This window comes from Micromonospora carbonacea, assembly GCF_014205165.1.
GTDB lineage: Bacteria > Actinomycetota > Actinomycetes > Mycobacteriales > Micromonosporaceae > Micromonospora > Micromonospora carbonacea.
This window is the reverse complement of sequence record NZ_JACHMZ010000001.1, coordinates 3,254,516-3,279,232: the sequence shown is the minus strand read 5'-3', so window position 1 is coordinate 3,279,232 and position 24,717 is coordinate 3,254,516. Positions and strand designations below refer to the sequence as shown.

25 protein-coding genes and 1 riboswitch are annotated in these 24,717 nt (G+C 73.5%); of the genes, 11 read left to right on the top strand and 14 right to left on the bottom strand.

Features of this window, described 5'->3' with window-relative positions; genetic code table 11:
- Positions 1 to 3 precede the first annotated feature (3 nt).
- Entirely contained in the window at positions 4 to 1,005 is a 1,002-nt protein-coding gene (locus HDA31_RS14240) for a tyrosine-type recombinase/integrase (protein WP_074476412.1), read from the top strand.
- A 4-nt stretch (positions 1,006 to 1,009) separates the two neighbouring features.
- On the opposite strand, the gene HDA31_RS14235 is transcribed toward HDA31_RS14240, so the two are convergent.
- A complete protein-coding gene (locus HDA31_RS14235) occupies positions 1,010 to 2,716 on the bottom strand; it encodes an acyl-CoA dehydrogenase family protein (protein ID WP_178065440.1) in 1,707 nt (568 codons plus the stop codon).
- 120 nt (positions 2,717 to 2,836) lie between these two features.
- Between HDA31_RS14235 and HDA31_RS14230 the strand changes: the two genes are divergently transcribed.
- The gene (locus tag HDA31_RS14230; RefSeq protein ID WP_178065439.1) at positions 2,837 to 3,295 is read left to right on the top strand and encodes an Rv0361 family membrane protein; all 459 of its coding nucleotides are present in this window, start codon (positions 2,837 to 2,839) and stop codon (positions 3,293 to 3,295) included.
- A gap of 18 nt (positions 3,296 to 3,313) precedes the next feature.
- On the opposite strand, the gene HDA31_RS14225 is transcribed toward HDA31_RS14230, so the two are convergent.
- The 5 genes from HDA31_RS14225 to HDA31_RS14205 all read right to left on the bottom strand — a co-directional run bounded on the left by HDA31_RS14225 (position 3,314) and on the right by HDA31_RS14205 (position 7,705).
- Positions 3,314 to 4,033 carry a thymidine kinase gene (locus HDA31_RS14225; protein WP_074476408.1) on the bottom strand — a complete coding sequence of 240 codons (720 nt, stop codon included), beginning with the start codon at positions 4,031 to 4,033 and terminating at the stop codon, positions 3,314 to 3,316.
- Between the two features lie 55 nt (positions 4,034 to 4,088).
- The gene (locus tag HDA31_RS14220) at positions 4,089 to 5,477 is read right to left on the bottom strand and encodes an MFS transporter (protein WP_178065438.1); all 1,389 of its coding nucleotides are present in this window, start codon (positions 5,475 to 5,477) and stop codon (positions 4,089 to 4,091) included.
- 18 nt (positions 5,478 to 5,495) lie between these two features.
- Positions 5,496 to 6,263, bottom strand: a complete 768-nt coding sequence (locus HDA31_RS14215; protein WP_178065437.1) for a glycerophosphodiester phosphodiesterase family protein — start codon at positions 6,261 to 6,263, stop codon at positions 5,496 to 5,498.
- A gap of 80 nt (positions 6,264 to 6,343) precedes the next feature.
- Positions 6,344 to 7,117 (bottom strand): lysophospholipid acyltransferase family protein, encoded by a 774-nt coding sequence (locus HDA31_RS14210; protein ID WP_178065436.1) that lies wholly within the window; start codon positions 7,115 to 7,117, stop codon positions 6,344 to 6,346.
- Positions 7,118 to 7,243: 126 nt separating this feature from the next.
- The gene (locus HDA31_RS14205; protein ID WP_178065435.1) at positions 7,244 to 7,705 is read right to left on the bottom strand and encodes a VOC family protein; all 462 of its coding nucleotides are present in this window, start codon (positions 7,703 to 7,705) and stop codon (positions 7,244 to 7,246) included.
- 219 nt (positions 7,706 to 7,924) lie between these two features.
- Between HDA31_RS14205 and HDA31_RS14200 the strand changes: the two genes are divergently transcribed.
- The 3 genes from HDA31_RS14200 to cydB all read left to right on the top strand — a co-directional run bounded on the left by HDA31_RS14200 (position 7,925) and on the right by cydB (position 11,551).
- Positions 7,925 to 8,908, top strand: a complete 984-nt coding sequence (locus HDA31_RS14200) for a helix-turn-helix transcriptional regulator (protein WP_178065434.1) — start codon at positions 7,925 to 7,927, stop codon at positions 8,906 to 8,908.
- 220 nt (positions 8,909 to 9,128) lie between these two features.
- Complete coding sequence (locus tag HDA31_RS14195; RefSeq protein ID WP_181019399.1) at positions 9,129 to 10,538, top strand: cytochrome ubiquinol oxidase subunit I; 1,410 nt, start codon at positions 9,129 to 9,131, stop codon at positions 10,536 to 10,538.
- A 14-nt stretch (positions 10,539 to 10,552) separates the two neighbouring features.
- Positions 10,553 to 11,551: a cytochrome d ubiquinol oxidase subunit II gene (gene cydB / locus HDA31_RS14190; protein ID WP_178065432.1), complete on the top strand. Its 999-nt coding sequence runs from the start codon at positions 10,553 to 10,555 to the stop codon at positions 11,549 to 11,551.
- 104 nt (positions 11,552 to 11,655) lie between these two features.
- On the opposite strand, the gene HDA31_RS14185 is transcribed toward cydB, so the two are convergent.
- Together HDA31_RS14185 and HDA31_RS14180 are read right to left on the bottom strand one after the other, a co-directional pair.
- Positions 11,656 to 12,375, bottom strand: coding sequence for a hypothetical protein (locus tag HDA31_RS14185; protein ID WP_074476521.1), 720 nt, complete (start codon positions 12,373 to 12,375; stop codon positions 11,656 to 11,658).
- A 66-nt stretch (positions 12,376 to 12,441) separates the two neighbouring features.
- Positions 12,442 to 12,903, bottom strand: coding sequence for a peroxiredoxin (locus tag HDA31_RS14180; RefSeq protein WP_141723902.1), 462 nt, complete (start codon positions 12,901 to 12,903; stop codon positions 12,442 to 12,444).
- A gap of 114 nt (positions 12,904 to 13,017) precedes the next feature.
- Between HDA31_RS14180 and HDA31_RS14175 the strand changes: the two genes are divergently transcribed.
- Positions 13,018 to 13,746, top strand: a complete 729-nt coding sequence (locus HDA31_RS14175; protein WP_178065431.1) for an SDR family NAD(P)-dependent oxidoreductase — start codon at positions 13,018 to 13,020, stop codon at positions 13,744 to 13,746.
- A gap of 73 nt (positions 13,747 to 13,819) precedes the next feature.
- Here the strand turns inward: HDA31_RS14175 and HDA31_RS14170 are convergent, their stop codons facing one another.
- A complete protein-coding gene (locus HDA31_RS14170) occupies positions 13,820 to 14,149 on the bottom strand; it encodes a TraR/DksA family transcriptional regulator (protein ID WP_074476401.1) in 330 nt (109 codons plus the stop codon).
- A gap of 695 nt (positions 14,150 to 14,844) precedes the next feature.
- Between HDA31_RS14170 and HDA31_RS14165 the strand changes: the two genes are divergently transcribed.
- Both HDA31_RS14165 and HDA31_RS14160 read left to right on the top strand, forming a co-directional pair.
- The gene (locus tag HDA31_RS14165) at positions 14,845 to 15,852 is read left to right on the top strand and encodes a tyrosine-type recombinase/integrase (RefSeq protein WP_178065430.1); all 1,008 of its coding nucleotides are present in this window, start codon (positions 14,845 to 14,847) and stop codon (positions 15,850 to 15,852) included.
- A gap of 17 nt (positions 15,853 to 15,869) precedes the next feature.
- A riboswitch (ZMP/ZTP riboswitch) is annotated at positions 15,870 to 15,953 on the top strand.
- A 27-nt stretch (positions 15,954 to 15,980) separates the two neighbouring features.
- Positions 15,981 to 16,853, top strand: a complete 873-nt coding sequence (locus tag HDA31_RS14160) for a bifunctional 5,10-methylenetetrahydrofolate dehydrogenase/5,10-methenyltetrahydrofolate cyclohydrolase (protein ID WP_376701449.1) — start codon at positions 15,981 to 15,983, stop codon at positions 16,851 to 16,853.
- Here HDA31_RS14160 and HDA31_RS14155 read toward each other — a convergent pair.
- Positions 16,850 to 17,629: an endonuclease/exonuclease/phosphatase family protein gene (locus HDA31_RS14155; RefSeq protein WP_178065428.1), complete on the bottom strand. Its 780-nt coding sequence runs from the start codon at positions 17,627 to 17,629 to the stop codon at positions 16,850 to 16,852. The genes HDA31_RS14160 and HDA31_RS14155 overlap by 4 nt on opposite strands.
- A gap of 176 nt (positions 17,630 to 17,805) precedes the next feature.
- Positions 17,806 to 18,417, bottom strand: a complete 612-nt coding sequence (locus HDA31_RS14150; RefSeq protein WP_178065427.1) for a malonic semialdehyde reductase — start codon at positions 18,415 to 18,417, stop codon at positions 17,806 to 17,808.
- 98 nt (positions 18,418 to 18,515) lie between these two features.
- Between HDA31_RS14150 and HDA31_RS14145 the strand changes: the two genes are divergently transcribed.
- Together HDA31_RS14145 and HDA31_RS14140 are read left to right on the top strand one after the other, a co-directional pair.
- On the top strand, positions 18,516 to 18,866 hold the full coding sequence (locus HDA31_RS14145) for a winged helix-turn-helix transcriptional regulator (protein ID WP_178065426.1): 351 nt from the start codon (positions 18,516 to 18,518) through the stop codon (positions 18,864 to 18,866).
- A gap of 5 nt (positions 18,867 to 18,871) precedes the next feature.
- Positions 18,872 to 19,645 carry a GNAT family N-acetyltransferase gene (locus HDA31_RS14140; protein WP_246383975.1) on the top strand — a complete coding sequence of 258 codons (774 nt, stop codon included), beginning with the start codon at positions 18,872 to 18,874 and terminating at the stop codon, positions 19,643 to 19,645.
- Positions 19,646 to 19,690: 45 nt separating this feature from the next.
- On the opposite strand, the gene def is transcribed toward HDA31_RS14140, so the two are convergent.
- Positions 19,691 to 20,194 (bottom strand): peptide deformylase, encoded by a 504-nt coding sequence (def, locus tag HDA31_RS14135; protein WP_178065425.1) that lies wholly within the window; start codon positions 20,192 to 20,194, stop codon positions 19,691 to 19,693.
- A 9-nt stretch (positions 20,195 to 20,203) separates the two neighbouring features.
- Positions 20,204 to 21,373, bottom strand: a complete 1,170-nt coding sequence (locus tag HDA31_RS14130) for a chorismate-binding protein (RefSeq protein ID WP_178065424.1) — start codon at positions 21,371 to 21,373, stop codon at positions 20,204 to 20,206.
- Between the two features lie 147 nt (positions 21,374 to 21,520).
- Here HDA31_RS14130 and HDA31_RS14125 point away from each other — a divergent pair, with 147 nt between their 5' ends.
- Positions 21,521 to 21,721, top strand: coding sequence for a DUF5999 family protein (locus HDA31_RS14125; protein ID WP_043969126.1), 201 nt, complete (start codon positions 21,521 to 21,523; stop codon positions 21,719 to 21,721).
- A 148-nt stretch (positions 21,722 to 21,869) separates the two neighbouring features.
- Here the strand turns inward: HDA31_RS14125 and gcvP are convergent, their stop codons facing one another.
- Positions 21,870 to 24,692, bottom strand: coding sequence for an aminomethyl-transferring glycine dehydrogenase (gcvP, locus tag HDA31_RS14120; protein WP_178065423.1), 2,823 nt, complete (start codon positions 24,690 to 24,692; stop codon positions 21,870 to 21,872).
- Positions 24,693 to 24,717: the final 25 nt, after the last annotated feature.

Sequence of the window (24,717 nt, the reverse complement as noted above, 5' to 3'; positions counted from 1 at the left end):
CCCATGCTTCGTCCCGAGTTCCCGGTGCTGCCGCGTGGCGTGGCCCGACCGGCCCTGCGCGGGGCCGGTCCGGGTGACTTCACCGAGGCGTGGCTGCGTAACCGCCGGTTGTCCGAACACACCCGCGACGCGTACCGGCGGGACGTGTCGGGCTGGCTGGCGTGGTGCCGGGCCCGGGAGCTGGACCCGCTGCGGGCGAACTTCCTCGACGTCAACGCCTACGGCCGGGAGCTGGAGGCCACGCCGGCGGCGCGCAGCGGCCGGCCGTTGACCCCGGCGACGGTGGCCCGCAAGCTGTCGGCCCTGTCGAGCTGGTACGACTTCCTGGTCAAGCTGCGGGCGGTGGAGGCGAACCCGGTGACGGCCGCCGACCGGCCCCGCGTCGACCGGGACCACTCCTCGACGGTCGGGTTGACCCCGCAGGAGGTGGACGCGCTGCTGGCCGCCGCGCAGGCCGAGACGGGGCCGACGGCGGCCCGTAACCGGGCGGCGGTGGCGCTGCTGGCCGACCTCGGGTTGCGGGTGGGGGAGCTGGTGTCGCTGGACGTGTCGGACCTGGGCGCGGAGCGGGGGCACCGCAGTGTCCGGTTCGTCGGCAAGGGCGGCAAGCCGCGGCGGCGGGCGCTGACCCCGTCGACGGCGTACGAGGTGGACGCCTACCTCGCGCAGCGGGCGGCGGCGCGGGGGGTGGGCGTCCACGAGGTGACCGGGCCGCTGCTGGTCACCGCGACCGGCGCGCGGCTGGACCGGCACTCGGTGTTCCGGCTGGTGCGGCGGCTGGCCCGGGTGGCGGGCATCCCGGCGTGGGAGAAGCTGTCGCCGCACTCGCTGCGGCACGCGTTCGCCACGACGGCCCGCGCGGAGGGGGTGCCGTTGGAGGACGTGCAGGACGCGATGGGGCACGCCGACCCGCGCACCACCCGCCGCTACGACCGGGACCGGCACAACCTGGACCGCGACCCGGCGTACGCGATCTGGGCGGCGCGGGCCCGGCGGCGCGCCTGACGCGTCAGCAGAGCAGGTCGAGGTGGCGGTGGGCGTCGGCGGAGATGTCCTCGTGGCGCAGCCGCCGCCGCGCCCACAGCTCGGCGGCGACGCGGGCCTGCTCGTCGCCCCACGCGGCGTGTTCGACGAGCAGGGCGCAGGTCGCCGCCGCCGCCAGGCGCAACGCCAGCGCGCGGGCGCCGGCGACGACGCCGGTGGCGCGCGGGTCGGCGACGACGGCGGCGAGGGCGGCGGTCAGCTCCCCGGTGACGTCGGCGAGGATGTCGGCCAGGGCCGGTGACAGCGGCCGGGCCAGGTCGACGGCGGCGGCGAGGCGGCGCAGCAGGGGCGCGCCGGCGTTCTCCCGGGCGACGGCGCGCAGCACGTCCAGGGCGAGGACGTTGGTGGTGCCCTCCCAGATGGGCAGGACCTGCGCGTCGCGCAGCAGCCGGGGCACGCCGGTGTCCTCGACGTACCCGGCGCCGCCGAACGCCTCCACGTACTCGCTGGCGCAGGCCACGGCGAGGCGGCCGGTGGCGAGCTTCGCCAGGGGCGCGACGACCCGCAGCTCGGCGGCGGCGTCCACGTCGGCGTCGACCTCGACGCGGCCCAGCAGCGCGAACGCGTGCCCGGCCAGGGCGAACGCGGCGGCGGCGTCGACGGCGAGCGCGCCGAGGGTGGCCCGGTGCAGCGGACTGTCGGCGAGGCGTCCCCCGGCGACGGCGCGGGCGGTGGCGTAGGCGCGGGCGTAGTCGAGGCCCCGGCGGATCCCGCCGGCCGCGGCGGCGGCGTTGTGCACCCGGGTCACCACCACCAGGGTCATCGCCCGGGCCAGGCCGGGCACGTCCGGGTCACCCAGCGGCAGCGCGTACGCGTCGGTCAGGCCGATCTCGGCGGTCGGCAGCGCCCACGTGCCCAGCTTGTCCTTGAGCCGGTGCACGGTGACGCCGGGGGCGGGCGAGTCGGCGGCGACGGTGACCCCGGACAGGGGCGAGTCGGCGGCGTAGCGGGGCACCAGGAACGGGGCGAGCACCCGGCTGCCCCGCCCGGCCCCCTCGGGTCGGGCCAGGGCCACCGCCATCGGCGCGTCGGCGGCGGAGCAGAACCACTTCTGCCCGGTCAGCCGCCACGACCCGTCGGCGGCGGGCCGGCCGATGGTGCTGGACCCGGACAGGTCGGAGCCGCCCTGCGACTCGGTCATCCACTGCCCGGACACGATCGCCGTGCCGGGGTCGGTGGAGGTCAGCCGGGGCAGCCACGCGTCGCGCACGCCCGCGTCGACGTCGGGCAGGCTCAGCAGCGCCGCCGCCCCGTCGGCCATGGCCACCGGGCAGGAGAACGTGGCCGACTCCGGCCCGTACAGGTGCAGCAGGGCGTGTTGGACGACCCGCGCGCCGGCCCCCCACCGCTGCCGCGCGGACGCCTGGTAGGGCAGGGCGACCACGGCGTGCCGGGCGGCGGCGGCCCGTTGGGCCTGCCACCCGGCGGAGGTGTCGATGCGGTCGACGCGCGCGCCCCACGGGTCGTAGCGGACCAGGACCGGCGGGTGGGCCTCGGCGTCGGCGTGCGCGGCGCGCAGCGGCCCGGCCACGTCGGCGGCCAGGTCGACCAGCCGGGGCTGCGCGGCGTCGTGCCCGGCCGGGCCGAGCAGGCGGCGCAGCCAGGACCGCAGCAGCCGGTCGCCGGTGTACGGGTCGTCGGGGGTGGGCACCGGCTGCACGTAACGGGTCATCGTCGCCTCGCCTCCGCAGGGTCGTGTCCGTGTGCCGCCGACCGTAGACGATGCGGCCGGGCGGGGCGACCCGGGGCGAGTGCCTGCGCGGCGGCGACGGATGGGCCTACGGTCGACGTGATGGGCGGTGGCCAGCAGTGGACGCGGCCGGCGCGGCGGGGCCGGCCGGCGCGCACCGGGCTGCTGGCCGCCGGCGCGGGGCTGGGGCTGTGCCTGGTGGGGGTGGCCGGGCTGGGCGCGTGGAACGTGCAGATGCTGGCCGGGGCCGGCGACCAGGTGCGCGACAGCGCCGACGGGTTCCTGCGGGAGGTCGCCGCGGGCGACGTGGAGCGGGCCTACGAGCGGCTGTGCGCGCAGTCGCGCAGCCGGTGGAGCGCGGCCGGGTTCGCCGCCTGGGTGCGCACGCCGCCGGTGGTCACCGGCTACGAGGTCGTCGACGTGTCGGTGCGCACCAAGGGGGGCCGGCCGACCGGGACGGTGCGCGCCCGGCTGACCCGCGACGGCGGCGCGGGCGAGGAACGCACGGTGCCGATGGCGCAGGAGGACGGCGAATGGCGGGTCTGCGGCGACCCGTTCTGAGCCGCCGCGGCGGGCGGGTCAGTCGCGGGGGCCCAGCTCGCCGGCGCGGTAGTGCCGCCGGCACAGCACCTGGTAGCGCACGTCGGCGGTGTCCACCGTGTCGCCGATGACGACCTGTTCGCCCTCGCGCACGACCCGGCCGTCGATGACGCGGGCGTTGAGCAGCCCCTCGCGGCCGCACCAGCACAGCACCTCGACCTGGATGCGGGCGACGGAGTCGGCGAGTTCGAACAGCCGCCGGGCGGCGGGGAACAGGCAGGACCGGAAGTCGGTCGCCAGGCCGAACGCGTACACGTCGACGTCGTAGTTGTCGACGAGGTCGGCCATCTGCTCGACGTGTTCGAGGTCGTAGAAGGACGCCTCGTCGCAGATGAGGTAGTCCACGCGCACCCCCTCGGCCCAGGCGTCGTTGACCAGGTCGCGCAGGTCGAGGCCGTCGGTGACCTCGATCGCGGCGTGGGCCAGGCCGATGCGGGTGGTGACCTGCGGCCCCAGGGACCGGTCGATGCGGGTGGTGACCAGGCCGCGGCGGCCCTGCCGGGCGTGGTTGTGGTTCATCTGCAGGGCCATCGTGGACTTGCCGCAGTCCATCGGCCCCCAGAAGAACCGCAGGGCGGCGGCGTGCAGCGGACGGCCGTCGGCGCCCCGGGTGGCCGCGCAGCCGCGGCGGGGGTCGTCGTCCGGGCCCGGGAGGGGCCGGGCCAGGCAGATCGGGGCGGCAGCGGCGTCGTCGGTCACGTCGGGGCAGCCTAGCCGATCGAGCACCGCCGATCGGCCCGGCGCGCGTGCCGCCCTACAGCACCCGCGGCGGGGTGTTGCCGGCGGCGACGATCGCCCGGCGGATCGGCACGGCGGCCAGCAACGCGAACCCGACCACGAAGAAGATCAGCAGGGAGACCAGGCCCACCCGGTAGGAGGCGGTGAGCTGGAACACCAGCCCGAACGCGAGGGGCCCGAGCCAGCTGGTGCCCTTGTCGCTGATCTCGTAGAAGCCGTAGTACTCGCCTTCCTTGCCGGCGGGGATGAGCTGGCTGAACAGCGAGCGGCTCAACGCCTGGCTGCCGCCGAGGACCAGCCCGATGGCCCCGCCGAGGATCATGAACGGCAGCGGCGCCTCGGCGGGCAGCCGGAACGCGGCGACGATCACCCCGGTCCACAGCACGAGGCTGAGCAGCACCGTCTTCCACGCCCCGATGCGCCGGGCCAGCGCGCCCATGGCCAGCGCACCGCCGAAGGCGAGGAACTGCACCAGCAGGATGGTGGTGATCAGGGTGCTCTGCCCCAGCCGCAGCTCCTCGGTGCCGTACTGGCTGGCCAGGGTGATCACGGTCTGGATGCCGTCGTTGTAGACCAGGAACGCCAGCAGGAAGAACAGCGTCAACGGGTACGCCTTGACCTCGCGCAGGGTGCGGCCGAGCTGCCGGAACCCGTCGGTGAGCACGTTGCCGCCGCCGGCCGACGCGGCGGCGGCGGGGCGCTCGCGCAGCCAGCGCAGCGGCACGAGGGTGAACACGGCCCACCACACGCCGGCCGACACGATCGACCAGCGGGCCAGGTCCAGGGTGCGCTGCGGGTTGCCCTCCTCGGCGAGCATGGTCACCGCGACGAGGTTCGCGGCCAGCAGCAGGCCGCCGCCGAGGTAGCCGATGGCCCAGCCGCGGCTGGAGATGCCGTCGCGTTCGTCGGGGCCACCCAGCTGCGGCAGGAACGAGTTGTAGACCACCACGGCCGCCCCGAAGGCGATGTTGGCCACCAGGAACAGCGCCCCGCCGAGCAGGTACCGCTCGCCGGTGACGAACGCGAACGCGATCGTCGCCCCCGCGCCGGTGAACGCCGCCGCGCCCAGCAGCCGCTTCTTGTGCGCCGACCGGTCGGCGACCGCGCCGACCACCGGCAGCACGAACACGGTCAGGAACACCGACAGGGAGATCAGGTACGGGTAGTAGGAGCCGGCGGCGACCCGGATGCCCAGCGGGTGCACGTACCCGTCGCAGGTGTCGGCGCCCAGCTCGCAGCCGGCGGCCAGCTCGGTGACGGTGGTCAGGAACGGGCCGAGGAACACGGTGATCACGGTCGTCTGGAACGCCGAGTTCGCCCAGTCGTAGAGGTACCAGCCGCGCCGCTCGCGGGCGGTGCTGGCAGGCGGCGGGGACGCCACGTCAGGGGTGACCGTCTCGGCCATCGGTTTCCTCCGCCGGTCTCAGGCGGCCCAGTGGCCGCGGCTGCGGTAGACGTCGCGCAGCACGCCGACGTGATCGGTCATGATGCCATCCACCCCAAGATCAAGTAACTCGTGCATCTCGGCAGGTTCGTCGATCGTCCAGACGTGCACGTGCAACCCCAGCCCGTGCGCGTACGCGAGGAACCGGCGGTCGACCACGGGCAGCCGGCCGAAGCGGGGCGGCACCTGCGCCGCCACCACCGACGGGTGCAGCCGCACCGGCCGCCCGTGCAGCGACGCCACCCGCAGCCGGGCCACCCCGCGCGCGCCCAGCCCCGTGGCGACCCGCCCGTGCGTGGCCGCCCGCAGCCGGGCCAGCCGGGCGTCGCTGAACGAGGCCAGCAGCACCCGGTCGGCGGCGGCCGCCCGCCCCAGCGCGGCGACGGTCGGCGTGACCGCCCCGTCGGCCTTCACGTCGACGTTGAACCGCACCTGCGGCCAGGAGCCGAGCACGTCGTCGAGGCGCGGCACCACGGCCGCCCCGCCGACGCGCACCGACGCCAGGTCCGCCCAACGCAGGTCCGCGATGCGCCCCGGCTGCCCGGTGACCCGCCGCAGGGTCGCGTCGTGGAACACCACGGCCACCCCGTCGGCGGTGGCGTGCACGTCGGTCTCGACGTACCGGTAGCCGAGGCCGACGGCACGGGCGAACGCCTCGGCGGTGTTCTCGTCGCCGTGGGCCGCGCCGCCACGGTGGGCGAACGCCAGCGGCGCGGGCGCGTCGAGATAGGCGGCGGGCGAGGGCACGCCCGGCAGTATGCCCCGCCGGGGCCCACGCCGGATGGCCGGCAGGTGACCGGCGGGCCACACCGACGCCCCGGGAGGCGTCAGGGCAGCCGGCGGCGGTGCGCCCGGGAGGTGTCGACGGGCCGGCCCGGGTCGACGTGGCGCGGCACGTCGGGCTCGTCGGGGCGCAGCGGCACCAGGGCGTCGGTGATCGCGTCGATGATCCGGTCGGTGACCCGCCGGGCCGCGCCCGGCGCGTCGGCGGCCACGTCGCCCAACGCGACCGGGTCGCCGAAGCGCACCCGCACCACCGGCCGCCGCCACACCGCCCGGGCCACGGCGCGCAGCATGCCTTTCGGCGCCCGGTACGGCAGCACCTCGTGCGAGCCCCACTGCGCCACGGGCACGACCGTCGCGCCGCTGGCCAGGGCGAGCCGGGCGGTGCCCGTCTTGCCGCGCTCGGGCCACAGGCCCGGGTCCAGCCCGATGCGGCCCTCCGGATACACCAGGATCACCGACCCGGCCGCCACGGCGCGCGCCGCGTCGTCCAGGGCCCGGTGCACCGCCGCGGTGCCCCGGTCGACGCGCAGGTGCCCGGCGTGCCGCATCGCCGCCCCCAGCAGTGGGGCGCGGAACAGCCCGCCGGTGGCCATGATCCGGGGGGAGACGCCGCGGGCGCGGCACGCGGCGGCCAGCACGAGCGGGTCGAAGGGGCTCAGGTGGTTGGCCGCCAGGATCAGCGGCCCCCGGCGCAGCCCGTCGGGCACGTCGCCGGTCACCTCCAGGCGGGCCAGGGCGCCGACGACGGCGCGGGCGAGCAGTTGGGCGCCGCGCCAGATCAGGGGCGGCTGCCAGCGGGCGGTGGGCGTGTCCATCAGCGGTCGATGGTCGCACGCCCGCGCCAGACCCGGGGGACCGGACCAGCACCAACGCCAAGCCGAATGCGGGAGGCGGCCCGGGGTCGGATCGCGGCCCGCCTCCCGCAACGCAACCTTCCTGGGTCAGCCGGCGTGGGCGGCGGCGACGTCGAGGATCCAGGTGACGCCGAAACGGTCGGTCAACATCCCGAAGCCGGGTGCCCACGGCGACGGGCCGAACTCCTCGACGACCTGCGCGCCGTCGGCGAGCCGGTCCCACAGCGCGCCGACCTCGTCGGCGCTGTCGCCGCGGACGGACACGAAGAACCGCTCGCCGGTCAGCGTCATCCCGTTGTCCCGGGTGGTGACGGTGGGTGCGGCCACGGCGGGCGCGCCGCCGGGCACGTCGTAGGCCATGACCCTGAACCCGTTGTCGGCCGTGACCTGACCGAAGACGACCTTGTCGGCGTCGGGGAGACCCTTCGGCATGCCGAAGTCGCCGTAGGCGACGACGGTGAGGTGACCACCGAACACCGACTGGTAGAACTCCAGCGCCGCCCGCGCGTCGCCACGGAAGTTGAGGTGGGTGATGGTGGAAATGGCCATACGGGACTCCTTGGTGGTTGTTCTCGGGCACGATCGACCCGATGTGGGCTGGTTGAACCTCGTGTGAGGAAACCGGGGCGGCCGGTGGTGGGTGCTGGATCGGTGGAGGGGATGAGCGGCCCTCGGCGTCGCCGGAGCCCCGTGCCCGACCGGCTCGGGTGCAAGATTCGCAGCCGTAGGTGACAGGGTGTGGCATCTACTGCGGGCAGAATCAGGCTCATGCCGAAAACCTCTGCGCGACTGCTGGCCCTGCTGTCGTTGCTGCAGACGCGCCGGGACTGGTCCGGTGCGGCGCTGGCCGACCGCCTGGACGTCAGCCTGCGCACCGTGCGCCGCGACGTCGACCGGCTGCGCGAGCTCGGCTATCCCATCGCCGCGGTCAAAGGCCCGGAGGGCGGCTACCGGCTCAGCGCGGGCACCGAACTGCCCCCGCTGTTGTTCGACGACGACCAGGCCGTCGCCCTCACTGTCGCTCTACAGATCGCCGCGACCACCCCCGGCAGCGGCCTCGCCGAGGCCGCCGAACGGGCCCTGAACACCATCCGCCAGGTCATGCCCTCCCGGCTACGTCACCGCATCACCGCACTCGATGTCACCGCCGTCGAGCGGCCCACCACCCGGCCGGCCGAACCGGTCGACGGCGGCGCGCTGCTGAGCATCAGCGCCGCCGTGCGCGCCCGCGAGATCCTGCGCTTCGATTACGGCTCCGGCGGCACGAAGCCGCCGCGCCGCGCCGAACCGCACCACGTGATCACCTGGGACGGGCGGTGGTATCTCGTCGCGTGGGACCTCGACCGCGACGACTGGCGCACCTTCCGCGTCGACCGGATGAGCCTGCGCACCCCCAACGGGCCGCGCTTCACCCCCCGTGCGCTGCCCGGCGGAGACGTCGCCGCGTACGTCACCGGCGTCTTCCGTGGTTCCGGGGACCCTTCGGGAGACTGGCCGTGCCAGGGCACGGTGCTCCTCGACCTGCCGGCCGCCACCGTGGCCCGCTACACCCGCGAGGGACTCGTCGAACAGATCACCCCCGACCGCTGCCGACTCACCCTCGGATCCTGGTCCTGGCCCAGCCTCGCCGCCGCCATCGCCCGCTACGACGCCGACATCCACGTCGTCGGCCCCGACGAACTCGCCGACGCGTTCGCGTACCTCGCCCGCCGGTTCGCCCGCGCCGCAGCAGGCCACACCGCCACCCGGTGACAGGCGTCCCGGTCGCAGCGGCAGGAGCACCCCGGAAACCGCGGACGCGCCGGGGGCCCGGCCGGGCGGGGGAGAGGGGAGTGTCCGCCGGGACCCGCCCGGCCGAGGTGATCAAGGTCATTGGTCCCGGGTCGGTCCGGGACCTCCGCCCCTGCCGGACCGTCTACGACGACGAGTAGTATCTACTACGTCTCGTAGTATGAAAGGCTGGGGGTTCCAGGTGGACGCGTTGGACGTCGCCCGCTGGCAGTTCGGTGTCACCACCGTCTACCACTTCCTGTTCGTGCCGCTGACCATCGGCCTGTCCGTGCTCGTCGCCATCCTCCAGACCATGTGGCACCGCACCGGCAACGAGCGCTACCTCAAACTCACCAAATTCTACGGAAAACTCTTCCTCATCAACTTCGCCATGGGCGTCGTCACCGGCATCGTCCAGGAATTCCAGTTCGGCATGAACTGGAGCGACTACTCCCGCTTCGTCGGCGACATCTTCGGCGCACCCCTGGCCATCGAAGCCCTCGTCGCCTTCTTCCTCGAATCCACCTTCATCGGCCTGTGGATCTTCGGCTGGGACCGCCTGCCCAAACGCCTCCACCTCGCCGCGATCTGGGCCGCCGCCATCGGCACCAACCTGTCGGCCTACTTCATCCTCGCCGCCAACTCGTTCATGCAGAACCCCGTCGGCTACCGCATCAACCCCGACACCGGCCGCGCCGAACTCACCGACTTCCTCGCCGTCCTCACCAACAAGGTCGCCCTCGTCACCTTCCCCCACACCCTCGCCGGATCCTTCCTCGTCGCCGGCTCCCTCGTCGTCACCGTCGGCCTCTGGCACGTCATGCGCAACCGCGACAGCGCCGACACCGGCGCCTACCGCTTCGCCACCAAGTTCGGCTCCTGGGTCGTCCTGGTCTCCTCGGCGCTCGTCCTGCTCACCGGCGACATCCAAGGCAAGATCATGACCGAGGTGCAGCCCATGAAGATGGCCGCCGCCGAAGGCCTCTACACCACCGAAAGCCCCGCCTCGTTCTCCGTGCTCACCGTCGGCAGCCTCGACGGCAGCCGCGAGATCTTCGCCCTCAAGATCCCCTACCTGCTGTCGTTCCTCGGCACCGGCGACCCCCACGGCACCGTCCAGGGCATCAACGACCTCCAGGCCCAATACGCCACCCAGTACGGCCCCGGCGACTACGCCCCCATCATCCCCGTCACCTACTGGAGCTTCCGCTTCATGATCGGCCTCGGCCTCGCCGCCGCCGCCATCGCCCTGCTGGTGCTCTGGAGCCAACGCAAGAACCGCACCCCCACCAGCCGCTGGCTCCTGCGCGCCACCCTCGTCATGCCCGCCCTTCCCCTGCTCGCCAACTCCTTCGGCTGGATCTTCACCGAGATGGGCCGCCAACCCTGGATCGTCTTCGGCGAAATGCTCACCCGCAACGGCGTCTCCCGCACCGTCTCCCTCACCGAAGTCCTCACCTCCTTCACCGCCTTCACCCTCATCTACGCCACCCTCGCCGTCATCGAATTCAAACTCCTCCTGCGCTACGCCAAAGCCGGCGTACCCGAACTCACCCCCGAACCCGAACCCACCGACGACGACACCGAGCGCCCGCTCGCCTTCGCCTACTGACCCGGAGCCCCACCGTGGAACTCACCACCATCTGGTTTCTCCTCGTCGCCGTGCTCTTCACCGGCTACTTCATCCTCGAAGGCTTCGACTTCGGCGTCGGCATGCTCCTACCCGTCCTCGGCCGCGACGACCGCGAACGCCGCGTCCTCATCAACACCATCGGCCCCGTCTGGGACGGCAACGAGGTCTGGCTCATCACCGCCGGCGGCGCCATGTTCGCCGCCTTCCCCGAGTGGTACGCCACCCTCTTCTCCGGCTTCTACCTGCCCCTGCTGCTCATCCTGCTCGCCCTCATCGCCCGCGGCGTCGCCTTCGAATACCGCCACAAGCGCCCCGAAGCCACCTGGAAACGCCGCTGGGACCACGCCATCTTCTGGGGCTCCGCCATCCCCGCCGTCCTGTGGGGCGTCGCCTTCGCCAACATCTTCGGCGGCGTACCCCTGGACGCCGACCACGAATACGTCGGCGGCCTACTCGACCTGCTCCACCCCTACGCCCTGCTCGGCGGCCTGACCACCCTCGGCCTCTTCCTCACCCACGGCGCCGTCTTCCTCGCCCTCAAGACCACCGGCGACATCCGCCACCGCGCCCGCGCCCTCGCCGTCAAGCTCGGCGTCGGCACCGCCGTCGCCGCCGTCGCCTTCCTCACCTGGACCCTCACCATCCGCGCCAACACCGCCGCCATCACCCTCGCCGCCGGCGCCGCCATCGCCCTCCTCGGCGGCCTCGCCGCCGCCCGCGCCCGCCGCGAAGGCTGGGCCTTCACCGGCACCGCCCTCGCCATCGCCCTCGCCGTCGCCACCCTCTTCACCGCCCTGTTCCCCAACGTCATGCCCTCCACGCTGGACCCCGCCGGCACCCTCACCGCCACCAACGCCGCCTCCACCCCCTACACCCTCAAGATCATGACCTGGGTGGCGGTCATCTTCACCCCCATCGTCCTGGCCTACCAGGGCTGGACCTACTGGGTCTTCCGCAAGCGCATCGGCGTCACCCACATCCCCACCCACTGACCACCCACCCCGGGGCCGGCGCAACCCCCCTGCGCCGGCCCCCACACACCACACCGCCCCCGCCGCAACAGCGACGGGGGCGGACACGCGGGGGAGAGGCACCATCAACCCGCCTCGCGCAACTCCGCCAACCGCGCCTCGATCTCCGCCAACTCCGCCCGCAACTTCTCCGCCTGCTGCTCCGCCTCCGCCCGCTCCGCCGCCAGAATCTGCTCCACCGCCTCCTGCACCCCCGGAACATCCACCAACGCCACCATCCGCAACGCCTCCGCCGGCTTCACCACATACGGCTTCGCCAACGCCTTCGCACCCTGCTGCGCCGCCACCGTCCACTCACCCTCCGCATACGCCAACGTCACCGTCAACCCCGCCGGCCCCTTCGGCTTCACCACCTTCGCCGCCTTCACCGGCCGACGCGCCGGCTTCGCCTCCGCCAGCTCCTGCTCCTGCTGCTCCACCCTCGGCTCCTCCCGCCGCTGCGCCGGCACCCGCGGCGTGTCCAACACGAACTCCGGCTCCACCGCCACCGGCTCAGGATCCGGCTCCGGCTGCGCCTCCGCCGCCACAACAGCCGCCTTCCGACCCGCCCCCCGCGGCGCCACCGCCACATCGGCAGGGGAGAACGGCAACTCGTCACGCCCGAACCGCACCACCACGAACTCGTCCGACACCGCCGGATCCGTCAACTCCACCACCTGACCCACCTGACCGGCGATCTGACCAGCCGACGACGTGAACACCACCCTCGGCTTCCGGCCCGCCGCCAACGCCTCCCGGATGCTCTGCACCTCGTCAGTGGACAACCCCTGGCCCGCGGCAACCATCACAACCCTCTTCCGTACACCTGTCTGATCCTGCCTTGATACCAGCCCACCCCGACACCGCGAAGATCAACCCCCCAACGCCCGCAACGCCCGATCCGCATGCTCGTTCATCCCCAACTCGCTGTGCACCACCTCCACCACCCGCCGATCCACCCCGATCACAAACGTCATCCGCCGCGTGCTCAACGGCCCCAACGGCAACCGCCGCAACACCCCGAACCGCCGCGCCACCACACCGTCGACATCCGACAACAACGGATAGTCGAACCCGTGCAACCGCGAGAACTCCGCCTGCCGCTCCACCACATCCCGACTGATCCCCACCCGAGACGCACCCACCGCCGCGAACTCCGCCGCCAGATCCCGGAAATGACAACTCTCCGCCGTGCACCCCCGCGTCATCGCCGCCGGATAGAAGAACAACACCACCGGCCCCGACGCCAGAAACTCCGACAACCGCCGCGGCGCACCCGTCTCGTCCGGCAACTCGAAATCCTCGACCAGGTCACCGACCCGCACACCCGCCACCACAACCACCCCTCTGCACGAACCGACGCCGGCAGCGTAAGCGATCACACCCGCCACCGCCCCCACGACGCCACCGGTAACGTCACCACCACACACCCGGGGGAGGACCACCCGATGCCACCCGTCACCATCGTCACCGGCGGCAGCCGCGGCATCGGCGCCGCCACCGCCCGCCGCCTCGCCCACGCAGGCCACCACGTCGCCATCGCCTACCGCCGCGACCACACCGCCGCCACCACCGTCGTCGCCGACATCCACGCCACCGGCCGAAACGCCCTCGCCGTCCAAGCCGACACCACCGACCCCGCCGCCGTCACCCACCTCTTCGACACCGCCGCCACCCTCGGCCCCCTCACCGGCCTGGTCAACAACGCCGGCGTCACCAGCCCCATCGGCCCCCTGGCCGACCTGCGCGCCGAAGACCTGCGCCACGTCGTCGACGTCAACCTCATCGGGTACGTCCTCTGCGCCCAACAAGCCGCCCGCCGCCTCACCCGAGGCGGCGCCATCGTCAACGTCTCCTCCGCCGCCGCCACCCTCGGCAGCCCAGGGGAGTACGTCCACTACGCCGCGGCCAAAGCCGCCACCGACACCCTCACCATCGGCCTCGCCAAGGAACTCGCCCCCCACGGCATCCGCGTCAACGGCGTCGCCCCCGGCATCGTCCGCACCGACCTGCACGCCATCTCCGGCGCACCCGACCGCGCCGACACCGCCGCCGGCCGCATCCCCCTCGGCCGCGCCGGCGAACCCGACGAGATCGCCGCCGCCATCGCCTGGCTGCTCAGCCCCGACGCCAGCTACGCCACCGGCACCGTCCTGCGCGTCTCCGGCGGCCTCTGACCACACACCCCGCCACCACCCGCACGGCGCGGGCCGCCACCCCGACCGGGGGCGGCGGCCCACCACACACCCGTCAGCCGGCCGACTTCTCCTGGCACGGCACGCAGAACCGGGCGTACGGCACCACCTCCAACCGCGGCACCGGAATGGGCCGCTCGCACCTCTCACACACGCCGTACCCACCCTCGTCGATGCGCCGCAACGCGTCGGCGACCTGCTCCACGCCGCGCCGCGCGGCCACCACCAGCGCCGCCCGGGTGTGCGCCTCGCCCGGGTCGCCCGTGTCGGCGTTGAGCTCGGTCAGTTCCCTGAGCCGAGCCGTCTGCGTGGCGAACTCGTCCGCCAGGGACGCGCGGAGCTCGGCCAGCCACCGCTGGTCGACGGTGCGATGATCCAAACTCATGATCAATCCTTCCGATCAGAAACCCGGGAACGATGAGAGGCCCGGGAAAAGAAAAAGGGCCGAAGCTCTACGGCTTCGCCCTGGCGGTCGTTTCGGGGAGGGGACCGCTGCCGGAGGGCCACGGCCGGTCGGGCTCGGCAGCCCGTAGGTCACCACGACGACCGACCCGACCGGGGCGACCGCACCGCGCGCGACACGCGCCCGCGTCACGGACGTGACGGCGGGCGGACAGGTCGACAGCGGGTACATCGGACCAGCATAGGTTGATCATCAGGGGGAAGCCAGCGGTAATCGTCACGTCTCCGTGGCGATTCGATAATGTACATTATGTCAAGTTGACTGCCCCGGGCCTCCTCCGGAAGGGGCGCCGTACGCCGCCAGCCGGCGCGCCGGCTGGCGGCGCAGCAACAGCCGCACGGGCGGCCCGGTCGCCGCGCCTACCGGCCGCGCACGCTGACGGCGGCCGGCGGCAGGCCGGCTCGGTGGTCCGGCAGGCCGGCCTGCCGCCACCGCGGCGACGCGCCCGCCGCCCGGCTCACGCTCGCCGGCATCTACACCCCGCCTCGTCGTGGCGCGCCACGACGAGGCGTCCGCGCCACCCGGCCGGCGCCCCCTCCCGCGTCGACGGTTCGGGCGCGCCCGCTCCCCTCTCCCGCGGGTCGCCGAGAATCCGAGAATCATGCATAATGTCCCTTATGCATGACAAACAGGACGAATCGGTTATGAGCCTCGTCGAGGAGTTCCTGACCGCCCTGGCCACCCGCAAGCCGTCGCCGCACACCCTGGCGGCATACCGGCGGGACCTGCGGACGGTGGCGACGCTGGCGGCGGAGGTCGCCACCCCGGCCCTGCCGCCCGAGGCGCTGCCGGTCGCGGCCCTCTCCCCCAGGGTCATGCGGGCGGCGTTCGCCAGGTTCGCCGCGCCCCGCGCCGTGGCGTCGGTGCACCGTGCCTGGTCGACGTGGAACAGCTTCTTCTCGTTCCTGGTGGCCGAGCAGGTGGTGGCGGGCAACCCGATGCCGGCGGTGGGCCGCCCCCGCGCCCCGCTCCCCCAGCCCAAGCCGCTGCGCGGCGAGGACACCCCGGAGCAGCTGCTCGCGGCGGTGTCCCGGGAGGACGGTCGGCAGCGTGATCCGTGGCCGGAGCGGGACGTGGCGGTGCTGGCGCTGGCGCTGTGTGCGGGGTTGCGCCTGGCGGAGCTGTTGGCGCTGCGGGTGGCGTCGCTGGCGGGGCGGCCGGGTGAGCGGCGGGTGGAGGTGGCGGGCAAGGGGGGCCGGCCGCGGGTGGTGCCGATCGAGCCAGAGCTGGACGGGGTGCTGGTGGCGTACCTGGACAGTCGGGCGCGGCGGTTCGGGGCGCGGTCGGTGCGGCCGGAGTCGCCGTTGCTGGTGGATCGGCGCGGTGAGCCGTTGCGGCGGGGTGGGTTGCAGTATCTGGTGGAGTCCTGTTATCGGCGGGCGGGGGTGGTCGATCGGGTGCCGCGGGGGGCGCGGTTGCACGCGTTGCGGCACACGTTCGCGACGCGGTTGGCGGAGGACGGGGCGAGCGCGGCGGAGATCATGCGGTTGTTGGGGCATGCGTCGTTGGCGTCGTCGCAGACGTACATCGAGGTGACGGCGGGTCAGCAGCGGGCGGCGGTGCGGTCGAATCGCACGAATCGGGTGTTGGGTGGGTTGGTGTCGGCGCGGGGGGACGCGGGGTGAGGGGTGGGTGCGGCAGGATGGTGGTACGCGACTGGCGGCACCGGGGATGGGTTTGACCATCGGGGAGCTCGTTGTGGGGGTCGTCCGCCTGGGCTCCTGCGAGCGGGGTGGTCGTCGTGTCTTCTTCGGTGGATTCCGCGGGTGGGGCTCGGTTGTTGCCGGGTGGGCCGGTGGCGGATCGGGTGTTGGGTGAGGTGGCGGCGGAGGTCGTCACGTTGCGGGCGGCGGGGGTGACGCCGTCGTTGGCGACGGTGCTGGTCGGTGACGACGAGGCGAGCCTCGGGTACATCCGGATCAAGCAGCGGCAGGCGGCGGCGTTGGGGTTCGCGTCGCCGCATGTGCGGCTGCCGGCGTCGGCGTCGCAGGCGGATCTGCATCGGGTGATCGAGGATCTCAATGCCGACCGTGGGGTGCACGGGGTGTTGGTGCAGCATCCGGTGCCGGGTGGGCTGGACTACGGGCGGGCGTTGCAGGTGCTGGATCCGGACAAGGATGTGGATGGGATGCATCCGGTGAATCTGGGGCGGTTGGCGTTGGGGTTGCCGGGGGCGGTGCCGTGTACGCCGGCGGGGATCGAGTCGTTGTTGGCGTTTCACGGGGTGTCGGTGGCGGGTCGGGAGATGGTGGTGCTGGGTCGGGGTGCGACGTTGGGGCGGCCGTTGGCGATGTTGTTGGCGCAGAAGCGGGCGACGGCGAATGCGGCGGTGACGGTGGTGCACACGGGGGTGGCGGATTGGCCGCGGTTCGCGCGTCGGGCGGAGGTGTTGGTGGCGGCGGTGGGGGTGCCGGGGATGGTGCGGCCGGAGCATGTGCGGCCGGGTGCGGTGGTGGTGGGTGGTGGGGTGCGGTATGCGGGGCGGCGGTTGTTGCCGGATGTGGATCCGTCGTGTGCGCGGGTGGCGGGGGCGATCACGCCGCGGGTGGGTGGGGTGGGTCCGACGACGGTGGCGATGTTGTTCCGGAATGCGGTGGGGGCGGTGCGGCGGGTGGTGGGTGGTTAGCCGAGGTCGACGACGAGGGGGCGGTGGTCGGAGATGGTGGAGGTGGGGGTGGCGGTGGAGGTGACGGGTGGTAGTCGGTGGCGGAGGTGGCGGTCGGCGAGGATGTGGTCGAGTTGGATGCGGGGGTGGGTGGTGGGGTAGGTGGGGCGGCGGGCGAGGGGGGTCCAGCCGGAGATGAGTCGGGCGACGGTGGCGGGGAGGTTGAGGTCGCCGAGGAGGATGCGGGGGGCGGGTAGGGCGCGGAGGGCGCGGACGGTCTGGCGGAGTTGGTGGGCGTTCCAGCCGGGGACGAAGGAGAGGTGGGTGGCGGCGACGGTGATGTCGCCGTGGGGGGTGTCGAGGACGGCGGCGAGGATGACGCGGGGTTCGTCCTGTAGGAGGAGGAGGCCGCCGTCGGGGCCGGGGATGTAGACGGGTGAGCGGACGGGGGCGGGTGTGAGGCGGGTGACCTGCCAGGTGCGTACGGGGTGGCGGGTGATGAGGCCGATGCCGTAGCGGGGTTCGCCGTGTCCGTCGTCGTCGTGGCGCAGGGGGCGGAAGTGTTCGCCGGGGGTGCCGACGAGGGCGGCGGCGAAGCGGTGGTGGGGTGCGTGGAGGGCGTGGGCGGCGATGGTGGTGAGGTCGTGGTTGCCGCTGCGGGTTTGATCGCGGTCGACTTCTTGCAGGGCGAGGACGTCGGCGTCGAGGGCGGCGACGGCGGCGGTGAGTCGGTGGGGGTCGACGAGTCCGTCGGTGAGGGATCGGCCGTGGAGCAGGTTGAAGGTGGCCAGGCGCACTCTGTGCAGCTTACGTGGGTGATGGGAGGGTGGTGGGGTGCTGAGGGCGTTGGTGTGTTCGATGGTGGTGTTCGTGGTGGTGGGTTGGGTGGGTGTGTGGTTGCGGCGGCGTCGGGGGTTGTGAGGGTGGTGCCGGGCCGGCGTGCGGTGGGCGCGCGTCGGCCCGGCGGGGTGGGTCAGGCGTGGCGGACGACGTCGTCGTAGTCGAGGCGGGGCAGGCGGGGGAACCAGGCGTCGGGGCCGGGCTTGCCGATGTTGACGACGAGCACGGAGCGCCAGCTGCTGTCGGTGAAGAATTCGCGGTCGATGCCGGCGGCGTCGAAGCCGCCCATGGGGCCGGCGGCGAGGCCGGCGGCGCGGACGGCGAGGAGCCAGTAGGCGATCTGGAGGGTGGCGTTGAAGCGGGCCATGGTGTCGCGGGCGGCGGGGTCGGCGGCGAGGCCGTCGCGCAGTTCGGGGCGGATGGGGAAGATGCGGGGGATGTGGTCGTGGAAGTCGGTGTCGGCGGCGAGGACGGCGACGACGGGGGCGGCGGCGGTCTTGGTGCGGTTGCCCTCGGCCATGTGGGTGAGGAGGCGGTCGCGGGCGTCGCCGGGGCGGATGTAGAGGACGCGGAGGGGTTGGGTGTTGGCGGCGGTGGGTGGGTACTTGGCGAGGTCGTAGATGGCGCGCAGGTGTTCGTCGGTGACGGGTTCGTCGGTGAAGGTGTTGGCGGTGCGGGCGTCGGTGAAGAGTTGGGCTTGGGCGTCGGGGTGGAGGGTGATCAGGGGCGTGGTCGTGTCGGTCATGGTGTCCTCCGGGTTGGTGGGTTTGTTGCTGCGCCTACGGTAGCAGCTAGCTTTTTCGAAGCTACTGGGTCGTGGTGGATGCCACGTATCCTGGGGTCATGACGCTGCGCTCCCCTGCCGACGAGGCTCCCCGTGTGTGTGACCGGGGTCTGACGCGGGCGTTCGCGTTTCTGGGCAAGCGGTGGAACGGGGTGTTGCTGGGGACGCTGGGGCTGGGGCCGGCGGGGTTCGCGGAGTTGGCGCGGGCGTTGCCGGGGATCAGCGAGTCGGTGTTGTCGGACCGGTTGGGTGAGTTGGTGCGGGTGGGGTTGGTCAGCCGGACGGTGCGGGAGGGCCCGCCGGTGGGGGTCAGTTACGAGCTGACAGAGCGGGGTGCGGCGGTGTTGCCGGCGTTGGACGCGGTGGCGCGGTGGGCGCACGAGAACCTGCCGGCCGAGGGGTGCCGCTGAGCGGGTTGGCGCGTGCCGAGCACGACCGGGGGTTGTTGGGTCGGCTGCTGGGTCGGGATCCGGCGTTGCACGCGTACGAGTTGGGTGATCTCGACGACTTCTTCTGGCCGTACACGTCGTGGTTCCGTCGTGGTGGGCAGGTGGCGTTGCTGTATCACGGTGCGGTGCCGCCGACGTTGCTGGCGTTCGCCGGCGCGGGTGGGCGGGCGGAGTTGGCGGGGTTACTGGCGGATCTGACGCCGGTGTTGCCGGCGCGGCTGCACGCGCATCTGTCGCCCGGTCTGGTGGGGGCGGTGGCTGGCGGGTTCGACGTCGGTGCTGCGGTGGGGCACGTGAAGATGGCGTTGACGGATCGGGCCCGGTTGGCGGGGGTGGTGGCCGAGGGGCGGGCGTTGTCGGCGGCGGATCTGCCGGAGTTGCGGGGTCTGTACGCGGCGGCGTATCCGGGGAACTGGTTCGACGCGCGGATGCTCGACACGGGCCGGTACGTGGGGGTGCGTCGGGGTGGGGCGCTGGTCGCGGTGGCGGGGGTGCACGTGTATTCGCCGACGTGGGGGGTGGCGGCGCTCGGGAACGTGACGACGCATCCGGGGTTTCGTCGTCGGGGGTTGGGTGCGGCGGTGGTGGCGGCGTTGTGTGGGCGGTTGGTCGGTGAGGTGGAGCACGTGACGTTGAACGTGCGGGGCGACAACGTGGCGGCGTTGCGGCTGTACCGGGGGTTGGGTTTCACGGCGGTGGCCGAGTACGGGGAGTACACGTTGACGGCCCGGTGGGGCTGAGGGGCGCGGCTGGGCCCGGCGTGGTGGCCCGGGGGTGGCGGCGGGTCAGCGGCGGGGTGCGTCGAAGCGGCCGGCGCGGATCTCGCGGAGGGCTCTGCGTCGGGTGTCGCCGTGCAGGGTGTCGACGTAGAGGCGGCCGTGCAGGTGGTCGGTCTCGTGTTGCAGGGCACGGGCGAGGAATCCGCTGCCGGAGATGGTGAGGGGTTCGCCGTGCTGGTCGAAGCCGTGTGCGGTGGCGTGCAGGGCGCGGGGGGTCGGGAAGTAGAGGCCGGGGATGGACAGGCAGCCCTCGTCGTCGTCCTGGGTCTCGTCGGACAGTTCGAGGGTGGGGTTGATCATGTGGCCGCGGTGGCCGTCGGCGTCGTAGACGAAGACCTGGGCGGGCACGCCGATCTGGTTGGCGGCGACGCCGGCGCGGCCGGGGGCGCCGAGGAGGGTGTCCATGAGGTCGGTGACCAGGGCGCGCAGTTCGGCGTCGAAGGTGGTGACCGGGTCGCAGGCGGCGCGTAGCACCGGGTCGCCGATGATCCGGATGGGCCGCATCGTCATGTGTTCAGGTTATCGGTTGGTGAGGGCGGCGCGGACGGGGCGGGCCTTGGCGGCGGCTTCGGCGACTTCGGCGTCGGGGTCGCTGTCCCAGGTGATGCCGCCGCCGGCCCAGGTGTGCAGGTGGTGGGCGTCGGCGGCGGCGGTGCGGATGGTGAGGCCGAGGTCGAGGTGGCCGGGGGCGATCCAGCCGAGGGCGCCCATGGCGGCGCCGCGGCCGACGGGTTCGCAGGCGGCGATGACGTCGCAGGCGGCGCGTTTGGGTGCGCCGGTGACGGAGCCGCCGGGGCAGATGGCATGGAGCAGGTCGGCGAGGCCGAGGCCGTCGGCGGGGGCGGCGGAGACGGTGGATTCGGCCTGCCACAGGTCGCACCAGCGGCGTACGGCGAACAGTTCGTCGACGGTGACGGTGCCGGTGGCGGCGACGCGGGCGAGGTCGTTGCGTTCCAGGTCGACGATCATGATGTGTTCGGCGCGTTCCTTGGTGGAGGTGAGCAGCTCGGTGCGGCCGGCGGCGGTGGCGGGTCGGGTGCCCTTGATGGGGCGGGTGACGAGGCGGCCGGCTTCGAGGGCGATGAGGGTTTCCGGGGAGGCGCAGCCGATGGCCCAGCCGGGGCCGTGCAGGGTGCCGCCGTAGCGGGCGCCGGGCAGGCGGGCGAGTCGGGCGAGGGCGGGGTGGGGGTTGCCGGTGTAGGGGGCGGCGGCGTGGCCGACGAGGTTGGTCTGGTAGACGTCGCCGCGGGCGATGGCGGCGCGGACGGCGGTGACGGCGGCGGCGTGCTGGTGGGGGGTCCAGCTGGGGGTCCAGTCGCCGACCCACCAGGTGGTGTCGGGTGGTGGTGGCGGGGTGGGGCCGGTGGCGGTGTGGTCGTAGACGACGACGGCGAGGTCGGGCAGGGCGGGGGCGGGGGTGGGTGCGCCGGGTGCGGCGGCGGTCATGGTGGCGGCTGCGGCGGCGGAGAGGTAGAGGGCGGCGCCGCAGGGGCCGTCGGGGCGGTGGGTGGCGGGGCGGGTGAGGTCGTCGACGCCGAGGCCGTGGGCGGTGAGGAAGTCCTGGGCGAGGGCGGCGGGGTCGCCGCCGTCGGTGAGCCGCCACTCGAGGCGGTCGCGTTCGGCGAGGCGGTCGCGGCAGCGGGTGGGGGCGGCGGGGGCGTCGACCCGTCTTAGTGGGAGCGCTTCCACGCCGTCCGGCCCATTCCGCCTCGTCCGTTCAGTGGATTTCCCCGCAACATGGCGTGAACCTGCTCGATGCGGCTCGCTGTCGCTTGGTACTGTGCGTCACTGGTCATGTGAACCATGACACAGTGCCCCCACAGTCCGGAGAACCCGATGTGCCAGCACCAACCCACCTGCCCTTCCGCCGAAGCGACCGACCGGGAAGCCGCCCGGATCATCGCCTGCTTCCCTGAGCAGGGCTGGAGCCTGCTCTGCAACGGTGTCATCGTCTTCGAGGACACCGGCGAGCTCCTTCCCGACGGCAGCACCATCGCCCCCCACCGTGGCCCCGCCCGACACGCCCTCGTGGCCTGACCGTTCACCCAGCGTCAACCTGACGCACACGTCGACCTCAGGCTAGTCCCCGCTGTCGGGGCCGCCCTCCCCAGGTCGACGGACCGGCCGGGGCGGCCACGTGCACCGCCCCGGCGTCGCGCGCCGGCCCCCGCGCGATGCGGCGCGCTCAGTCCTCGAACGCCTCCGGCGCGGGGCACGAGCAGACCAGGTTCCGGTCGCCGTAGGCGCCGTCGACGCGCCGCACCGGCGGCCAGTACTTCCCGGCCCGGTCCACGCCCGCCGGATAGCCCCCCACCGACCGCGGATAGGGGTGCGGCCACTCGTCGGCCGACACCATCGCCGCCGTGTGCGGCGCGTTGGCCAGCGGGTTGTCGCCGGCCGGCCATCGGCCCGAGGCCACCGCGTCGATCTCCGCGCGGATGGCGATCATCGCGGCGCAGAACCGGTCCAGCTCGGCGAGGTCCTCGCTCTCGGTCGGCTCCACCATCAGCGTCCCCGCCACCGGGAACGACATCGTCGGCGCGTGGAACCCGTAGTCGATGAGCCGCTTGGCGACGTCGTCGACGGTGACCCCCGTGGCCTTCGTCACCGGCCGCAGGTCCAGGATGCACTCGTGCGCCACCAGGCCCTTGTTGCCCGCGTACAGCACCGGGAAGTGCTCCCGCAGCCGCGCCGCCACGTAGTTCGCGGCGAGCACCGCCACCCCCGTGGCCCGGGCCAGGCCCGCCGCGCCCATCATCCGCAGGTACGCCCACGGGATCGGCAGGATCCCCGCCGACCCGTGCCGGGCCGCCGAGATCACCGGCCGGCCGTCGCCGCCGTCGCCGCACGGGTCACCCGGCAGGAACGGGGCCAGGTGCGCCCGCACCGCCACCGGGCCCACCCCCGGCCCGCCGCCGCCGTGTGGAATGCAGAACGTCTTGTGCAGGTTGAGGTGCGACACGTCCGCGCCGAAGCGGCCCGGCTTGGCGAAGCCGACCAGGGCGTTGAGGTTCGCCCCGTCGACGTAGACCTGGCCGCCGGCGTCGTGGACCCGCGCGCACAACTGCGCGATGCCCGTCTCGTACACCCCGTGCGTCGACGGGTACGTCACCATGATCGCCGCGAGCGCGTCCCGGTGCTTGTCGATCTTCGCGTCGAGGTCGACCAGGTCGACGTTGCCGTCGTCGTCGCAGCCCACGACGACCACCCGCATCCCCGCCATCACCGCCGACGCGGCGTTGGTGCCGTGGGCCGACGACGGGATCAGGCACACGTCCCGGTGCGCCTCGCCCCGGTCGGCGTGGTAGGCGCGGATCGCCAGCAGCCCCGCCAGCTCCCCCTGCGACCCGGCGTTGGGCTGCACGCTGACCGCGTCGTAGCCGGTCACCTCCGCCAGCCACCCCTCCAGCTGGGCGATCAGCTCCCGGTAGCCGGCCGTCTGCGACGCCGGCGCGAACGGGTGCACGTGGGCGAACTCCGCCCAGCTCACCGGCTCCATCTCGGTGGTCGCGTTCAGCTTCATCGTGCACGAGCCCAGCGGGATCATGCCCCGGTCCAGGGCGTAGTCGAAGTCCGCCAGCCGCCGCAGGTAGCGCAGCATCGCCGTCTCGGAGCGGTGCGCGCCGAACACCGGGTGGGTCAGGAACGCCGACGTGCGCGCCAGCCCCGCCGGCCACGCCGGGTCGACGTCGCCGTCGAACGCGGGCACCCCGAACGCCGCCCACACCGCGGCCAGGTGCGCCGGGGTGGTCGTCTCGTCGCAGGACACCCCCACCCGGTCGGCGTCGACCAGCCGCAGGTTCACCCCGCGCCGCTGCGCGTCGGCGACCACCTGAGCGGCGCGGCCCGGCACGGTCACGAGGACCGTGTCGAAGAACGCGACGTCGGCGACGCTCACCCCACCCGCGCGCAGCCCGGCCGCGAGCCGCGCCGCCATCGCACGGGTACGCCGCGCGATCGCCCGCAGCCCGTCGGGGCCGTGGTAGACGGCGTACATGCCGGCCATCACCGCCAGCAGCACCTGCGCGGTGCAGATGTTGCTGGTCGCCTTCTCCCGCCGGATGTGCTGCTCACGGGTCTGCAACGCCAGCCGGTACGCCGGGTTGCCGGCGGCGTCGCGGGACACCCCGACGAGCCGGCCGGGCAGCATCCGCTCCAGGCCGGCGCGCACCGCCAGGTAGCCGGCGTGCGGGCCGCCGAAGCCCATCGGCACCCCGAAGCGCTGGGTGGTGCCGGCGGCGATGTCCGCGCCGATCTCCCCCGGCGCGCGCAGCAGCGTCAACGCCAGCAGGTCCGCCGCCACCGTCACGAGAGCCCCGGCCGCGTGGGCCGCGCCGACCAGCGGCGTGTGGTCGCGTACGGCCCCCGAGGCTCCCGGGTACTGCAGGTGCAGGCCGAAGAACTCCCCCGGCAGCTCGTCGGCGTCCAGGTCCACCACGCGCACCTCGATGCCCAGCGGCTGCGCCCGGCTGGCGATCACGGCGATGGTCTGCGGCAACGCGTCGGCGTCGACCACGTACACACTGCTGCGGGACTTCGACGCCCGCCGGGCCAGGGTCATCGCCTCCGCCGCGGCCGTGGCCTCGTCGAGCATCGACGCGTTCGCCGTGGCCAGCCCCGTCAGGTCCGTGACCATCGTCTGGAAGTTCAGCAGCGCCTCCAGCCGGCCCTGGCTGATCTCCGGCTGGTACGGCGTGTACGCCGTGTACCAGGCCGGGTTCTCCAGCACGTTGCGGCGGATCACCGCCGGGGTGTGCGTGCCGTGGTAACCCAACCCGATCATGGACACGGCGACGGTGTTGCGGCCGGCGATCTCGCGCAGCTCGGCGAGGGCGTCGTGTTCGCTGGCCGGCTCCGGCAGGTCCAGGGCGCCGTGCCAGCGGATCACCTCGGGGATCGCCGCGTCCATCAGCTCGTCGATCGAGTCGTAGCCGACGACGTCGAGCATGCGGCGCTCGGCGTCGGCGTCGGGGCCGATGTGGCGGGCGGCGAACTGCTCTGTGGTCATGGGCGGCGCTCCCCCGGGGTGAGGT

Coding starts and splice junctions, on each gene's coding strand:
- HDA31_RS14240 (WP_074476412.1), top strand. CDS start 4: ATGCTTCGTCCCGAGTTCCCGGTGCTGCCGCGTGGCGTGGCCCGACCG.
- HDA31_RS14235 (WP_178065440.1), bottom strand. CDS start 2,716: ATGACCCGTTACGTGCAGCCGGTGCCCACCCCCGACGACCCGTACACC.
- HDA31_RS14230 (WP_178065439.1), top strand. CDS start 2,837: ATGGGCGGTGGCCAGCAGTGGACGCGGCCGGCGCGGCGGGGCCGGCCG.
- HDA31_RS14220 (WP_178065438.1), bottom strand. CDS start 5,477: ATGGCCGAGACGGTCACCCCTGACGTGGCGTCCCCGCCGCCTGCCAGC.
- HDA31_RS14210 (WP_178065436.1), bottom strand. CDS start 7,117: ATGGACACGCCCACCGCCCGCTGGCAGCCGCCCCTGATCTGGCGCGGC.
- HDA31_RS14205 (WP_178065435.1), bottom strand. CDS start 7,705: ATGGCCATTTCCACCATCACCCACCTCAACTTCCGTGGCGACGCGCGG.
- HDA31_RS14200 (WP_178065434.1), top strand. CDS start 7,925: ATGCCGAAAACCTCTGCGCGACTGCTGGCCCTGCTGTCGTTGCTGCAG.
- HDA31_RS14185 (WP_074476521.1), bottom strand. CDS start 12,375: ATGGTTGCCGCGGGCCAGGGGTTGTCCACTGACGAGGTGCAGAGCATC.
- HDA31_RS14175 (WP_178065431.1), top strand. CDS start 13,018: ATGCCACCCGTCACCATCGTCACCGGCGGCAGCCGCGGCATCGGCGCC.
- HDA31_RS14170 (WP_074476401.1), bottom strand. CDS start 14,149: ATGAGTTTGGATCATCGCACCGTCGACCAGCGGTGGCTGGCCGAGCTC.
- HDA31_RS14165 (WP_178065430.1), top strand. CDS start 14,845: ATGCATGACAAACAGGACGAATCGGTTATGAGCCTCGTCGAGGAGTTC.
- HDA31_RS14150 (WP_178065427.1), bottom strand. CDS start 18,417: ATGACCGACACGACCACGCCCCTGATCACCCTCCACCCCGACGCCCAA.
- HDA31_RS14145 (WP_178065426.1), top strand. CDS start 18,516: ATGACGCTGCGCTCCCCTGCCGACGAGGCTCCCCGTGTGTGTGACCGG.
- def (WP_178065425.1), bottom strand. CDS start 20,194: ATGACGATGCGGCCCATCCGGATCATCGGCGACCCGGTGCTACGCGCC.
- HDA31_RS14125 (WP_043969126.1), top strand. CDS start 21,521: ATGTGCCAGCACCAACCCACCTGCCCTTCCGCCGAAGCGACCGACCGG.
- gcvP (WP_178065423.1), bottom strand. CDS start 24,692: ATGACCACAGAGCAGTTCGCCGCCCGCCACATCGGCCCCGACGCCGAC.